This window comes from Streptomyces nodosus (assembly GCF_008704995.1).
GTDB lineage: Bacteria > Actinomycetota > Actinomycetes > Streptomycetales > Streptomycetaceae > Streptomyces > Streptomyces nodosus.
Window position 1 is genome coordinate 2,547,624 of the sequence record NZ_CP023747.1, and the last position, 14,603, is coordinate 2,562,226.

The 14,603-nt window shown below is 71.4% G+C and carries 10 protein-coding genes and 3 tRNA genes; 5 read left to right on the forward strand and 8 right to left on the reverse strand.

Going from position 1 to position 14,603, the window contains the following annotated elements:
• Positions 1-3 precede the first annotated feature (3 nt).
• From CP978_RS11600 to CP978_RS11615, 4 genes are all read right to left on the reverse strand, one after another.
• Positions 4-621: an SMI1/KNR4 family protein gene (locus CP978_RS11600; RefSeq protein WP_052454085.1), complete on the reverse strand. Its 618-nt coding sequence runs from the start codon at positions 619-621 to the stop codon at positions 4-6.
• Positions 622-791: 170 nt separating this feature from the next.
• Positions 792-865 (reverse strand) — tRNA-Ile (locus CP978_RS11605).
• 167 nt (positions 866-1,032) lie between these two features.
• Positions 1,033-1,105, reverse strand: a tRNA-Asn gene (locus CP978_RS11610).
• A gap of 5 nt (positions 1,106-1,110) precedes the next feature.
• Positions 1,111-1,183: transfer RNA gene (locus CP978_RS11615), tRNA-Asn, on the reverse strand.
• A gap of 164 nt (positions 1,184-1,347) precedes the next feature.
• On the opposite strand from CP978_RS11615, the gene CP978_RS11620 reads away from it, so the two are divergent.
• The 4 genes from CP978_RS11620 to CP978_RS11635 all read left to right on the forward strand — a co-directional run bounded on the left by CP978_RS11620 (position 1,348) and on the right by CP978_RS11635 (position 7,135).
• Positions 1,348-1,653: a hypothetical protein gene (locus CP978_RS11620; RefSeq protein WP_043440057.1), complete on the forward strand. Its 306-nt coding sequence runs from the start codon at positions 1,348-1,350 to the stop codon at positions 1,651-1,653.
• Positions 1,654-1,735: 82 nt separating this feature from the next.
• The gene (locus CP978_RS11625) at positions 1,736-3,190 is read left to right on the forward strand and encodes an FGGY family carbohydrate kinase (RefSeq protein ID WP_150478203.1); all 1,455 of its coding nucleotides are present in this window, start codon (positions 1,736-1,738) and stop codon (positions 3,188-3,190) included.
• A 283-nt stretch (positions 3,191-3,473) separates the two neighbouring features.
• Positions 3,474-5,207 (forward strand): ABC transporter ATP-binding protein, encoded by a 1,734-nt coding sequence (locus tag CP978_RS11630; RefSeq protein WP_043448429.1) that lies wholly within the window; start codon positions 3,474-3,476, stop codon positions 5,205-5,207.
• Positions 5,207-7,135 (forward strand): ABC transporter ATP-binding protein, encoded by a 1,929-nt coding sequence (locus CP978_RS11635; RefSeq protein ID WP_043440060.1) that lies wholly within the window; start codon positions 5,207-5,209, stop codon positions 7,133-7,135. Before CP978_RS11630 ends, CP978_RS11635 begins: the two co-directional genes overlap by 1 nt.
• A gap of 57 nt (positions 7,136-7,192) precedes the next feature.
• Here the strand turns inward: CP978_RS11635 and CP978_RS11640 are convergent, their stop codons facing one another.
• The 4 genes from CP978_RS11640 to CP978_RS11655 all read right to left on the reverse strand — a co-directional run bounded on the left by CP978_RS11640 (position 7,193) and on the right by CP978_RS11655 (position 13,593).
• A complete protein-coding gene (locus CP978_RS11640) occupies positions 7,193-8,458 on the reverse strand; it encodes an RNA polymerase sigma factor (RefSeq protein WP_063839051.1) in 1,266 nt (421 codons plus the stop codon).
• 222 nt (positions 8,459-8,680) lie between these two features.
• The gene (gene dnaG, locus CP978_RS11645) at positions 8,681-10,585 is read right to left on the reverse strand and encodes a DNA primase (protein WP_043440062.1); all 1,905 of its coding nucleotides are present in this window, start codon (positions 10,583-10,585) and stop codon (positions 8,681-8,683) included.
• 163 nt (positions 10,586-10,748) lie between these two features.
• Entirely contained in the window at positions 10,749-12,014 is a 1,266-nt protein-coding gene (locus CP978_RS11650) for an NAD(P)/FAD-dependent oxidoreductase (RefSeq protein ID WP_043440064.1), read from the reverse strand.
• 172 nt (positions 12,015-12,186) lie between these two features.
• Positions 12,187-13,593 (reverse strand): deoxyguanosinetriphosphate triphosphohydrolase, encoded by a 1,407-nt coding sequence (locus tag CP978_RS11655; RefSeq protein ID WP_043440065.1) that lies wholly within the window; start codon positions 13,591-13,593, stop codon positions 12,187-12,189.
• 220 nt (positions 13,594-13,813) lie between these two features.
• On the opposite strand from CP978_RS11655, the gene CP978_RS11660 reads away from it, so the two are divergent.
• Positions 13,814-14,509: a SanA/YdcF family protein gene (locus tag CP978_RS11660; protein WP_043440066.1), complete on the forward strand. Its 696-nt coding sequence runs from the start codon at positions 13,814-13,816 to the stop codon at positions 14,507-14,509.
• The last annotated feature ends 94 nt before the right edge of the window (positions 14,510-14,603 follow it).

The following is a 14,603-nucleotide window of genomic DNA, read 5'->3' on the forward strand; positions in this document are numbered from 1 at the left end:
CGGTCAGCTGTAGTAGAGGTCCCAGACGACATGGGGCAGCGGGTTCCCCGTGTCCTCGACGCGTGGGACGTTCCGCGCACCGCCGGCCCCGGCCGTGGCGACCGGGGTGCCGTGGACCAGGGCGTCCAGGACCGAGTCGAGGAGATGGGACAGGCTGTCCCAGCGCTTCACCCCGTCCAGGCCGATGGACGGATCCAGTTCCAGGACCGCGCCGAAACCGGGGCCCTCCCGGTGGTCGACCACGAGCTGTCCGCCGGTGTGGTTCATCGCCACCGGCAGCCAGCGCACGTCCGCCATCACGCCGACGACATACTCGGCTTCGCCCTCCTCCTGTGCCCGGGCGACCTCCTCCGCCATCTCCCGCAGCCCGTCACGCATACCGGCGGCCCCCAGCAACGGGAAGTCGGTGGGCACGAAGGCGCCCGCGGCGGACCTGGGGTCGAGGGCCGAGCCGTCGTGCAGGGCGAGCCAGGACAGGACGTCAGGATGCGGCTGGAACCGGTTCTCCGTCACCGCTGCGGCCCGTGCGGACTCGGCGGGCGGGGCGAGTTGCCGGAAGTCACCCGGGGCGTGTTCCTCCAGCCACCGGTCGAGCAGGGCCACCGTCCGGGCCAGTTCCATGGGATGCGCCCTTCGTCCGGGTGAGGTGACACCGTCCCGGCCGGGCGTCGGCCCGGTGTGCCTGCACCCGGGTGACCTCGGCATGTCGTTCCGACGCCGCGGGCCACCGGAGGTGCACCGTGGACGCGGTCATGTGAAGGGAAAACCTTCCTGCGCCCGCGAAGCTGGAGTGGGGCGGGTGGGACTCGAACCCACGGCCGACGGATTATGAGTCCGCTGCTCTAACCGGCTGAGCTACCGCCCCGTACGGCGCGTCGCGCACATGTGTGCGCGCCGTCTGCCGCAGCATAGCCGCTCATACGATCTCCTGCTTCGGATGGTCGGCTTCAGATGACCTTGAGAGCTACGCCATGTGTGTGGCGGCCCCCGCGGACATGAAAAAGGACCCCTGTGGGGTCCTCGTTCAGCATGCTCCCCCGACTGGACTCGAACCAGTAACCTGCCGGTTAACAGCCGGCTGCTCTGCCAATTGAGCTACGGAGGACCGAGCTCCCCCGACTGGACTCGAACCAGTAACCTGCCGGTTAACAGCCGGCTGCTCTGCCAATTGAGCTACGGAGGAATGCCTCGTCGCGTCGAACGTACCTCCCGGGGTGTTCTCCAGGGGGCGCGCGCTCGCTGCGACACATACATTAGCGCAAGCAGGGGGGTGCTCCGCCAATCGATACTCCCCGCGACCGATGCCCCCGCAGGGGACGACGCAGATGCAAGGGAAGGGTGGCCGTCATGCGCTATCGGCTCACGTTCGTCGCCGGGCTGGTTCTGGGCTATGTGCTGGGCACACGGGCCGGGCGTGAACGGTACGAGCAGCTGAAGAAGTCGGCCCGTCAGGTCACGCAGAACCCCGCCGTCCGCAACACCGCCGAGACCGCCGTCCAGCAGGGCCGCGAGATCGCCGGGAAGGCGCTCCACACGGTGAGCGACAAGGTCGGCGACCGGATGCCCGACTCGGTCGCCGCCCGGGTGCGCTCGCTGCGGGAGCGGAACACCGACGGCGACGGCCGGGACGACTGGGGCAGCAGCACCAGCTGACCGCCGCCGCGCCGGGAGAGCGCCCCGCGTTCCCACCCCGGCGCGGCGCGGACATCGCCCTCCGTACGGCAGAATTTCCGCCATGGGGATAGTCGCCGGGTTGGACAGTTCGCCCGATTTCACTCGTATCGTCGTCTGTGATTCGGATACGGGCGCCGTTCTCAAGCAGGGATACGCACCGCATCCGGTGGACCGTCCCGAGAAGGGCGGCCGGCCCTCCGATGTCGATCCGCAGGCCTGGCTGCTGTCCCTCGGGGAGGCGGCCGGCGGCGGTCTTCTGGAGGGCGTGCAGGCCATCGGCGTCTCCTCGCAGCAGAACGCGCTGGTCCCGCTCGACGCCCAGGGCGGCACCGTGCGGCCCGCGCTGGTCGGCGGCGACAAGCGGGCGCAGGTGGCGGCCGCCGACCTCGTCGACGCCCTCGGGGGCCGGCGGGCGTGGGCCGAGGCGGTCGGATCCGTCCCCCAGGCGGCGCAGCCGGTGACCAAGCTCCGCTGGCTCGCCAGGACCGAACCCGACAACGCGCGGCGCACCGTGTCGCTGTTGCAGGCCCATGACTGGATCGTGTGGCAGCTGCTCGGCCGGCCCATGAGAAGAGCCACCGACCGCGGCGGTGCCTCCGGGACCGGGTACTGGTCGGCGGCGACCGGGGTCTACCGTCCGGACCTGGTGGAGCTGGCGCTCGGGCACCAGGCCGCCCTGCCGGAGGTGCTGGGCCCGTCCGAGCCGGCGGGTACCACCCCGGAGGGCCTGCTGATCTCCGCGGGCACCGGGGAGACCATGGCCGCCGCGCTGGGCCTGGGCATGGGGCTCGGCGACGCGGTGGTCTCACTGGGCGCCTCCGGGTCGGTGATGGCCGTACATCCCGAGGCGCTCGTCGACTCGACCGGGATGATCACCTCGCTGGCGGACGCCACGGGCATGCATCTGCCCGTGGTGACCACGCTCAACGCGGTGCGGGCCCTGCGCGGCACCGCCGAACTGCTCGGCGTGCCGGACCTGGAGGCCCTGTCCGAGCTGGCGATGAAGTCGACCCCGGGGGCGCACGGGCTGGTGATGCTGCCCTATCTGGAGGGCGAGCGGACCCCGAACCTGCCGCACACCGCGGGCACTCTGGCCGGGCTGCGCCGCGAGTCGATGAAGCCGGAGCACCTGGCGCGCGCCGCGTTCGAGGGCATGCTGTGCGGTCTCGCCGACGCGCTGGACGTGCTGCGCGGGCGCGGGGTGGAGGTACGGCGGATCTTTCTGCTCGGCCCCGCCGCCGAGCTGCCCGTCGTGCAGGCCGCGGCGCCCGCGCTGTTCGGGGTGCAGGTCGTGGTGCCGCAGCCCGCGGACTACGCGGCGATCGGCGCGGCCCGGCAGGCGGCCTGGTCCCTCGGTGTGTCGCAGGGGACCCTCGACCCGCGTACCCCGCCCGCCTGGCAGGGCGCGGCGGCCCAGGCCCTGGAGCCGGGCGACGAACTGGCGGTGGGCCAGGCCGTACGCCAGCAGTACGTGTCGGTGCGCGAGCAGGCGCATCCGGGGGCGTTCCACGCATAGGGATCCGAGGGGGATCCGAGGGGCTCACGGGCCCGGCGGACGGGGTGGCACGAGGGGCGCGTACGGCCCGCGGGGCGTCGCGCGTGCCGAAGTGTGCCGCAGTGTGCGCCATGTCACCCCCGCCCCGCTTCCCCCGGCCGGACTGCCCGCCGAGGCTGAATCCGGCGCGTTCTTGGCCTGCTGTTGGGTTAATCGGTTGAGGTAACGCGGGTGGAGTGTTCGACGATAGGGGGTGGTGCACCAACCGACCACCACGCCGCCCGTCGACGACCCGAGAGATCTCGTGCTCATACGACTGCTGAGGGCCTATCTGCGCCCGTACAAGAAACCCATCGCCCTCCTGGTGCTGCTGCAGTTGCTGCAGACCTGCGCCACGCTCTACCTGCCCACCCTCAACGCGCACATCATCGACAACGGCGTCGTGAAGGGCGACACGGGCTACATCCTGGCCTTCGGCGGTCTCATGATCGGGGTCTCCCTCGGCCAGGTCGTCTGCAACATGGGCGCCGTCTACTTCGGCGCCCGCACGGCCTCGGCGCTCGGACGGGACGTCCGGGCCGCCGTGTTCGACCGGGTGCAGTCCTTCTCCTCCCGTGAGGTGAGCCACTTCGGGGCGCCGTCGCTGATCACCCGCACCACGAACGACGTGCAGCAGGTGCAGATGCTCGCCCTGATGTCGTTCACCCTGCTGGTGTCGGCGCCGATCATGTGTGTGGGCGGCATCGTCCTGGCGCTCGGTCTGGATGTACCGCTGTCCGGAGTCCTGGTGGCCGTGGTGCCCGTGCTCGGACTCTGTGTGACGCTGATCGTGCGTCGGCTGCGGCCGCTGTTCCGCAGCATGCAGGTCCGGCTGGACACGGTGAACCGGGTGCTGCGCGAGCAGATCTCCGGCAACCGGGTCATCCGCGCCTTCGTCCGCGACGGCTACGAGAAGGACCGCTTCCGGGGCGCCAACGGCGATCTCACCGAGGTGGCCCTCGGCACCGGACGCACCATGGCGCTGATGTTCCCCATGGTGATGACCGTGGTGAACCTCTCCTCGATCGCGGTGGTCTGGTTCGGCGCGCACCGCATCGACAGCGGGGGCATGCAGATCGGCGACCTGACCGCGTTCCTCGCCTATCTGATGCAGATCGTGATGTCCGTGATGATGGCCACCTTCATGTTCATGATGGTGCCGCGCGCGGAGGTGTGCGCCGAGCGCATCCAGGAGGTGCTCGGGACCGAGTCCAGCGTGGTGCCGCCCGCGGCGCCCGTGACCGAGCTGCGGCGCCACGGTCATCTGGAGATCCGCGGCGCCGGGTTCCGCTACCCGGGTGCCGAGGAGCCGGTGCTCAAGGCCGTCGACGTGGTGGCGCGGCCCGGTGAGACCACGGCGGTGATCGGCTCCACCGGCAGCGGCAAGTCGACCCTGCTCGGGCTGATCCCCCGCCTCTTCGACACCACCGAGGGCGAGGTGCTCGTGGACGGCGTGGGCGTCCAGGAGATCGACCCCGGGCTGCTGGCCAGGACGGTCGGGATGGTCCCGCAGAAGCCGTATCTGTTCGCCGGCTCGGTCGCCACCAATCTGCGCTACGGCCGGCCGGACGCCACCGACGAGGAGCTGTGGCACGCGCTGGAGGTGGCGCAGGCCAAGGACTTCGTGGAGCGCCTGGAGGGCGGCCTCGACGCGCCGATCTCCCAGGGCGGCACCAATGTCTCCGGCGGTCAGCGGCAGCGTCTGGCGATCGCCCGCACCCTGGTGCAGCGCCCGGAGATCTATCTCTTCGACGACTCCTTCTCCGCGCTGGACTACGCGACCGACGCGGCGCTGCGCACGGCGCTCTCCCGGGAGACCTCCGAGGCCACGGTGCTGATCGTCGCCCAGCGGGTGTCGACCATCCGGGACGCCGACCGGATCGTGGTCCTGGACGAGGGCCGGGTGGTGGGCACCGGCCGCCACCACGAGCTGATGGCGGACAACGAGACCTATCGGGAGATCGTGCTCTCCCAGCTGACGGAAGCGGAGGCTGCCTGATGGCCGGTCCCATGGGACGCATGATGGCCGGAGGGCGCCCCGACCAGCGCTCGATGGACTTCAAGGGGTCGAGCAAGCGGCTCCTCTCCCAGTTCAGACCCGAGCGCCCGACGATGTACGCGATGATCGCCTGCGGTGTGCTGAGCGTGGGTCTCTCCGTGGTCGGCCCGAAGATCCTCGGCAGGGCCACCGACCTGGTCTTCGCGGGCATCGTCGGCCGTCAGATGCCGGCCGGGGCGAGCAAGGAACAGGTCCTGGAGTCGATGCGCCGGCGGGGCGAGGGCGGCGTCGCCGACATGCTCTCCGGCACGGACTTCACCCCGGGCAAGGGCATCGACTTCGGCGCCGTGGGGAACGTCCTGCTGCTGGCGCTCGGCACCTTCCTGGCGGCCGGCCTGCTGATGGCGGTGTCCACCCGGCTCTCCAACCGGGCCATCAACAAGACCGTCTACCGGCTGCGCGAGGACATCCAGGCGAAGCTGTCGCGGCTTCCGCTGTCGTACTTCGACAAGCGGCAGCGCGGTGAGGTGCTCAGCCGCGCCACCAACGACGTCGACAACATCCAGCAGACGCTCCAGCAGTCGATGGGTCAGCTCGTCAACTCCCTGCTGACCATCGTGGGCGTGCTGGTGATGATGTTCTGGGTGTCCTGGCTGCTGGCGCTGGTCGCGCTGGTGACCGTGCCGCTGTCCTTCGTGGTGGCCACCCGGGTCGGCAAGCGCTCGCAGCCGCACTTCGTGCAGCAGTGGCGCTCCACCGGCCAGCTCAACGCGCACATCGAGGAGATGTACACCGGGCACACGCTGGTGAAGGTGTTCGGGCGCCAGAAGGAGTCGGCCGCGCAGTTCGCCCGGCAGAACGACGCGTTGTACGAGGCCGGGTTCAAGTCGCAGTTCAACAGCGGTGTGATGCAGCCGCTGATGATGTTCGTGTCGAACCTCAACTATGTGCTGGTGGCCGTGGTCGGTGGCCTCCGGGTCGCCTCCGGGTCGCTGTCCATCGGCGATGTGCAGGCCTTCATCCAGTACTCGCGGCAGTTCTCCATGCCGCTGACCCAGGTCGCCTCGATGGCGAACCTGGTGCAGTCGGGTGTCGCCTCGGCGGAGCGGATCTTCGAGCTGCTGGACGCGGACGAGCAGGAGGCCGACCCCGAGGAGCCGGTGCGTCCGGAGGAGCTGCGGGGACGGGTCGCGCTGGAGAACGTCTCGTTCCGGTACGACCCCGAGAAGCCGCTGATCGAGAACCTCTCGCTGAAGGTGGAGCCGGGCCACACGGTGGCGATCGTCGGCCCGACCGGAGCGGGCAAGACGACCCTGGTGAACCTGCTGATGCGGTTCTACGAGGTCACCGGCGGGCGCATCACGCTCGACGGGGTCGACATCGCCAAGATGTCCCGGGACGAACTGCGCGCCGGGATAGGGATGGTGCTCCAGGACACCTGGCTGTTCGGCGGCACCATCGCGGAGAACATCGCCTACGGTGCCGCGCGCGAGGTGACCCGCGGGGAGATCGAGGAGGCGGCGCGGGCCGCGCACGCGGACCGGTTCGTCCGTACGCTGCCGGACGGCTATGACACCGTGATCGACGACGAGGGCACGGGCGTCAGCGCGGGTGAGAAGCAGCTGATCACCATCGCCCGGGCGTTCCTGTCCGACCCCGTGATCCTGGTCCTCGACGAGGCGACGAGTTCGGTCGACACCCGGACCGAGGTCCTGATCCAGAAGGCGATGGCGAAGCTGGCGCACGGCAGGACGTCGTTCGTGATCGCCCACCGGCTGTCGACCATCCGGGACGCGGACACGATTCTGGTGATGGAGAACGGCTCGATCGTCGAACAGGGCTCGCACAGCGAGCTGCTGGCCGCCGAGGGCGCTTACGCGCGGCTGTACCAGGCGCAGTTCGCCCAGGCCGTGGCCGAGGTGGACTGAGGTCGCGGCGGGCCGGCCGCCGGTTGTCCGAGGGGACCGTCCTGCGGGGCGGTCCCCTCAGTCCAGATAGCCCCTGAGCTGGTCCGCGAAGGCGTGGTCCCGGAGCTTGTTGAGCGTCTTGGACTCGATCTGGCGGATCCGCTCGCGGGTCACCCCGAAGATGCCGCCGATCTCCTCCAGGGTGCGGGGGCGGCCGTCCGCCAGCCCGTACCGCAGCTGGACGACCTTCCGCTCCCGCTCGCCCAGGGTGGACAGGACCGCCTCCAGATGCTCCCTCAGCAGCAGGAACGAGGCGGACTCCACGGGGCTCGTGGCGTCGCCGTCCTCGATGAGGTCGCCGAGGGCCACATCGTCCTCCTCGCCCACGGGGGCGTGCAGCGAGACGGGCTCCTGGGCGAGCCGCAGCACCTCGCCGATCCGCTCGACGGGCAGGTCCAGATGGTCGGCGACCTCCTCGGGCGTCGGTTCGCGGCCGCGCTCCTGGAGCATCCGGCGCTGGACGCGGATCACCCGGTTGATGAGCTCGACCACATGGACCGGGACCCGGATGGTGCGGGCCTGGTCGGCCAGGGCGCGGGACATGGCCTGGCGGATCCACCAGGTCGCATAGGTGGAGAACTTGTAGCCGCGGGCGTAGTCGAACTTCTCGACGGCCCTGATCAGGCCGAGGTTTCCCTCCTGGACCAGATCGAGCATGGTCAGTCCGCGGCCCACATAGCGCTTGGCGACGGAGACGACCAGCCGCAGATTGGCCTCGATCAGCCGTCGTTTGGCCATCCGGCCCATGACCACGAGGCGGTCCAGGTCCAGGGCGAGCCGGGTGTCCAGATCGGGGGCGGAGCCCAGCTTCTCCTCGGCGAACAGTCCCGCCTCGACGCGGCGGGCGAGATCGACCTCCTCGGCGGCCGTGAGCAGCGGGATACGGCCGATCTCGCGCAGATACTGGCGGAACAGGTCCGAGGAGGGGCCCCCGGTGTCGGCGGATCCCTGGAGCGGCTCGACGGGCTCGGACGTCTCGACGGCCTCGTCGGGCTCTGCGACTGCGGTGGTCCCGGCGGCTTCGGTGGCCTCCGCCGCCGCGGCGGGCGGCCCGGCGGACCCGGACGTGATCCGCGGCCCCGTCTCCCCCTCGGGGTGGTGCGTGAGCCGGCTCTGCGGGGGCATCGCGGCGAGGGAGCCGGGCTCCGCGTCGGGCTCATCGGCAGGGATGTCGGTCTGGGCGAGGGTCTGGGTCTGCACGGGGGCGACCTCCATGGATGTCGCTGCCGAGGCAGCCGGCAGCGGTACGTCGGGGATGGGACCGGCGGTCCGATCTCCGGCCATCCCTCAGTCGTCGAGCGGAAGCGCGGGGGCGCCGGACCCGCCGTGGGCGGGTCGGCCGCGCTCCGAGGACTCAGGCACCGCACCCCAGTGTGGGGTACGACATATCGCCGCCACGAGGGGCGTGCGAGCACTTTTTGCGTTCACAGGGTGACCGGGCGGTTACTCGCCCGGCATCCCGGTGCCGGGGCCCTCAGCGGGAAGCCCGGCGCACCTCCCGCGGCCTCACAGGGCCGTCGCGCCCCGCTCCCGCAGGGCCTGGTCGTACTGCTGAAGCACCCACAGTTCGTTCTGCACGGCGGACAGCTGGGCCGGGTCAGCCTGATGGCCGAGCCGGGTCAGAGTGCTCTGGACGTCACGGACCCGGCGTTCCACCGCGCGGCGGCGGACCGTGACCAGCACGGTGCCCGCATAGGCCTCGTCCACCGTCCTGCGCAGGATGGCCTCGACCGCCAGCTCGGTGACCATGGCGCGGACCGTGTCGTCGGGGGCGGCCTCGCGGACCCGGACCAGATATTCCTGGGGGTCCTGGACGCCCCATTCGGCGCCGCCCGCCTCCAGGATCGTCCGGCGGACCGCCGCATAGGGCGCCGCGGTGAACTCGTCGACCCCATAGGCGTCGAACGCCGGGGAGACCAGCTCCGGCTGCTGGAGGGCGAGTTTGAGCAGTTCACGCTCGGTCGCATAGACCGGGTTGCGGAGGTTGAGCGCCGGTCCGGTCACGGTCGGGCGGGGGGCCTCCTGGTACGGCTGCTCGGGGCGCCGGCCACCGGGGGCGGGACCCCTGCCGCCCCGGTCGCGCGCCCAACGGGCCAGCTGCGCCACCCGTTTGACCACGAACTGGGTGTCCAGGATGCCGAGCATGCCGGCGAGCTGGACCGCGACCTCGTGCTGGGCGCCGCTGTTCTTGATACGGGCCACCACCGGGGCGGCCTCGTCCAGCGCGGCGGCGCGGCCCGCGGGGGTCTCCAGGTCGTAGCGGCTCACGATCTGGCGGAGTGCGAACTCGAAGAGCGGCGTACGGGGTTCGGCGAGGTCGGCGACCGCTTCGTCGCCCTTGGCCAGCCGCAGCTCACAGGGGTCCATGCCGTCGGGGGCGATGGCGATATAGGTCTCGGCCGCGAACTTCTGGTCGTCCTCGAAGGCGCGCAGGGCCGCCTTCTGGCCGGCCGCGTCCCCGTCGAAGGTGAAGATCACCCGGGCGCTGCCGTTGTCCATCAGCAGGCGCCGGAGGATCTTGATGTGCTCGCCGCCGAAAGCCGTGCCGCAGGTCGCGATGGCCGTGGGGACACCGGCGAGATGGCAGGCCATGACATCGGTGTAGCCCTCGACCACCACCGCCCGGCTGGACTTGGCGATGTCCTTCTTCGCCAGGTCGATGCCGTAGAGGACCTGGGACTTGCGGTAGATCGCCGTCTCGGGGGTGTTCAGATACTTCGGTCCGTTGTCCGCCTCGTAGAGCTTTCGGGCGCCGAAGCCCACGACGTCCCCGCCGATGTCGCGGATGGGCCACATCAGCCGGCCGCGGAAGCGGTCGATGGGGCCGCGGCGGCCCTCCTGGGAGAGGCCGGACAGCAGCAGTTCCTTGTCGCTGAAGCCCTTGCCCCGCAGATGGCGGGTGAGGTGGTCCCAGCCCTGGGGGCTGTAGCCGACGTTGAAGTGGAGCGCGGCGGCCTGGTCGAAGCCACGCTCGGCGAGGAATTTCCGTCCCGTCTCGGCCTCGGGGCTGGAGTCGAGCTGCTCGGCGTACCACTGGGCGGCGAGTTGGTGGGCCTCGACCAGGCGGATGCGCTCGCCGCGCTGGTGGGTGGGGTTGTACCCGCCCTCCTCGTACCGCAGGGTGATGCCGGCCCGGGCGGCGAGGCGCTCTACCGCCTCGGAGAAGGAGAGGTGGTCGACCTTCATCACGAAGGTGAGGGTGTCGCCGCCCTCCTGGCAGCCGAAGCAGTGGAACAGGCCCTTGCTGGGACTGACCTGGAAGGACGGCGACTTCTCGTCGTGGAAGGGGCAGAGACCCTTGAGGTTTCCGCCGCCCGCGTTGCGCAGCTGGAGGTACTCGGCCACGACGGAGTCGATCGGGACCGCGTCCCGAACCGCCTTCACGTCCTCGTCGTTGATCCGTCCTGCCACGAGGCGATTCTACGGGGCGGGTCGGACACCCCCGGCGGGACCGCCGGACCCCGGCCGGGGTCCGGGCCGCCGGGGGGAACCCTGGACGGCCCGGGTCCGGGGTCCAAGGCGCCTCCGGGGCGGCCCGGTGTGCGGCGCGGCGCGCCGGACGCCCGCCGCCGGCTCAGGGGGCCAGGCTCTCCAGCGGCACCCCCGGGTCCGCCAGGGCCTCCTGGTCGACGACCGTCCGCGCCCGGATCAGGCGCTGGATCGGATCTGTGACATCCCACACGTTCACATTCATCCCGGCCAGCACCCTGCCCTCCGTCAGCCAGAACGCGACGAAGGTCCGCTTCCCGGCGTCGCCCCGGATCACCACCTCGTCGTACGAGCCGGGCGGCGCCCATCCGGAGTACTCCATCCCCAGGTCGTACTGGTCGGAGAAGAAGTACGGCACCCGGTCGAAGGTGACCTCCCGGCCCAGCATCGCCCGGGCCGCCGCCGGGCCGCCGTTGAGCGCGTTCGCCCAGTGCTCCACGCGCAGCCGGGTGCCGAAGAGGGGGTGCCGGAAGGAGGCGATGTCACCGGCCGCGTGGATGTCGGGGTCGGAGGTGCACAGCCGCTCGTCGACCACCACGCCCCCGCCGTGCGCCCGGTCGGCGATCTCCAGGCCGGCCGCCTCGGCGAGCGCGGTGCGCGGTGCCGCGCCGATGGCGGCGAGCACATCGTGCGCGGGGTGCTCCTCGCCGTCGTCGGTGCGGGCGGCCAGCACCAGGCCGTCCTGGCCGACGATCTCGGTGAGCCGGGCGCCGAAGTGGAAGCGGACACCGTGCTCGCGGTGCAGCTCGGCGAAGAGATTGCCCAGCTCCGGACCGAGGACCCCGTACAGCGGGGTCGGCTCGGGCTCGACCACGGTGACCTCCGCGCCGTACTCGCGGGCCGCCGCCGCGACCTCCAGGCCGATCCAGCCGGCGCCCGCGATCACCAGATGGCCGTTGTCCCGGCCGAGCGAGGCGAGGACGCCCTTGAGGCGCTCGGCGTGGGCGAGGCGGCGCAGATGGTGGACGCCGGCGAGGTCCGTGCCCGGGATGTCCAGGCGGCGGGGCTCGGCGCCGGTCGCCAGCAGCAGCTTGTCGTAGTGGATGAGGGTGCCGTCGTCGCCGAGCCGGACCGTGCGGGCGTGGCGGTCGAGGGCGTCGACGGTCTGGCCGAGGTGCAGTTCGATGTCGTTGCGCGCGTACCAGGCGGGCTCATGGACGAAGACGCTGTCGCGCTCCTCCTTGCCGAGCAGAAAGCCCTTGGACAGGGGAGGTCGCTCATAGGGGTGGTCGCGCTCGTCGCAGATCAGTATCACGCGGCCGGTGAAACCCTCCGCGCGGAGCGTCTCGGCCGCCTTGGCGCCCGCGAGACCTCCCCCGACGATGACGAATGTCTGATCCGCGTCGACCACTTGATGCCTCCTCGTAAGGATGTCGCCATATGCGAGCCTCCCGCACGGGGCGTGCTGCGGGAAGGGGGAGTGCCCCGATCAGGCCACACCCGGTCGCGTCCGGGTCATACGGTCCCGGTCGGCCGGGTCGTACGGCCCCCGCCGGTACGGTCGCCGGGCCCTGGTGGTCCGGTCATGAGGTCCCCGTCAGCCGGGCGTGCAAGGAACGCGCCGAGGTATCGGTGAGCGAGGCGATCTGGTCGACGATCACCCGTTTGCGGGCGCGGTCGTCGGCCGCCTCCCGGAACAGCGCCCGGAACTGCGGGTCGAGCCCTTCGGGGGCGCGGGCGGTGAGCGCCTCGGCCAGTTCGGCGACCACGATGCGCTGCGCCGCGCGGATCCGCTCCTGCTCGGCGCGCTGCATCACATACCGGTCGGCGACCGCCTTGAGGACCGCACACTCCAGCCGGGTGCCCCGGGGGACGACGAGTTCGGCCGCGTACCGGGTGAGGCGTCCGCCGCCGCCCTCCGTGCCCGGACGGCCGGTGCCGTGCCCCCAGGCCGCCCGGGTCGCGCCCTCCGCGGCCAGGCAGAAGCGGCCGATGAGCTGGCTGGTGGCGTCCTTCAGCCGGGACTGGGCGATCGCGGATCCGTCGTAGCCGCGGGGCCACCACTCCTGGGCGAGGAGACGGTCCAGTGCCTCGGACAGCTCGGCCGGGTCGGTGTCCGCGGGGACGTACCGCCCGAGGGCGACGGCGAAGACGGCCTCCCGCTCGGGCTCGGCGTGCAGACAGCCGGGGTCGATATGGCCGGCGTGCAGTCCGTCCTCGAAGTCGTGCACCGAGTAGGCGACATCGTCGGACCAGTCCATGACCTGGGCCTCGAAGCAGACACGATGCCCGGGGGCGTTCTTGCGGACCCAGTCGAAGACGGGGCGGTCGTCCTCGTAGACGCCGAACTTCGGGGAGGCGGGGTCGGTGGGGTGCTCGCCGCGCGGCCAGGGGTATTTGGTGGCGGCGTCCAGGGCGGCGCGGGTGAGGTTCAGTCCCACACTGACGAGTTCGCCGGTCTCGTCGCTGTGGACGAAACGCTTGGGCTCGATGCGGGTGAGCAGCCGCAGTGACTGGGCGTTGCCCTCGAAGCCGCCGCAGTCCCGGGCGAACTCGTTCAGCGCCTGTTCGCCGTTGTGGCCGAAGGGCGGGTGGCCGAGGTCGTGGGAGAGACAGGCGGCCTCCACGAGATCGGGGTCGCAGCCGAGGGCGGCGCCCAGCTCCCGGCCGACCTGGGCGCATTCCAGCGAGTGGGTGAGCCGGGTGCGGGGGCTGGCGTCCCAGGCCTCGACCGGCCCGCCTCCCGCGCGAGCGGCTTCGAGCCGATGGGGGAGGGCGTCGGGGGTGACGACCTGGGTCTTGCCCGCCAGCCGGCGCAGCGCCGCCGAGTGCAGCACCCGTGCGCGGTCCCGTTGGAACGCGGTGCGGCCCGGGCGTTTGTCGGGCTCGGGCGCCCAGCGCTCGACGGCCGCGGCGTCGTACGCCGAGTCGGCCGGGCCGTTCCGGTACGGGGCGGAGGTCTGATGGGTCTCGGGTGCAGAGCCGTCCATGACCCGACAGTAAACGCAGCGGACGACAATCGGGATGTCGGCGTCCGTTTCCCGCCGGAGGGCCGGACAGCGTCCCACCGGGTGTTTTCATGGCGCCCGGCCGTCGTTCGAGGGCCCGGTGATCCGGCGGGTGCCATGAGCCGCTCGTGCGCCGGGAGAACCGGATCACCGCGGTGCGCGTCTCCCCAGGCGTGATCAGCGATTCGGGGGGATGGGTCCGATGGCCGTGCCGCGCCTGGCGTTTCTGAGGCCGCGCCTGCCGCGCACCCGTACCGGCCGGCGCAGGGCCGTCCAGGTCCTGATGCTCGGGTGCGTACTGGCGCTGCTGCCGGTGACCTGGCTGTTCCTGACGACGGGCGACCGGCTCCGCACGACCGCGGACGCGCCCCGCACCGAGGTCGCCGTCGTCTTCGGCGCCGGCCTGTGGAACGGCGAGCCGTCGCCCTATCTCGCCCACCGGCTGGACGCGGCGGCGCGGCTGTACCGGGCGGGCCGGATCGAGGTCGTCCTGGTCACCGGCGACAACAGCCGTACGGACTACGACGAGCCGGACGCGATGCGCGCCTATCTGACCCGGCACGGCGTGCCCGACGAACGGATCGTCAGCGACTACGCGGGCTTCGACACCTGGGACTCCTGTGTCCGGGCCAAGAAGATCTTCGGCGTGGACCGGGCCGTCCTGATCAGCCAGGACTTCCATATCCGCCGTGCGGTCGCCCTGTGCCGGGCGGCGGGCGTGACGGCGTACGGCGTCGGCGTCCCCGCCAAGCACGATGTGACCTGGTACTACGGCAACACCCGGGAGGTCTTCGCGGCGGGCAAGGCAGCCCTGGAGGCCCTGTTCCGGCCGGATCCGACCTTCCTGGGCCCCGAGGAACCGGGCATCGCCGAGGCGCTGGCGGCGGGGCGCGGCTGAGAGCTCCGAACAAAAGTGGGGTCCGATCAGCGGGCGGTGTCCGGTGCGTGCGATCGCAAGGCGCCGGAAGGTCCTTGTAGCGGAGCTACCAGGG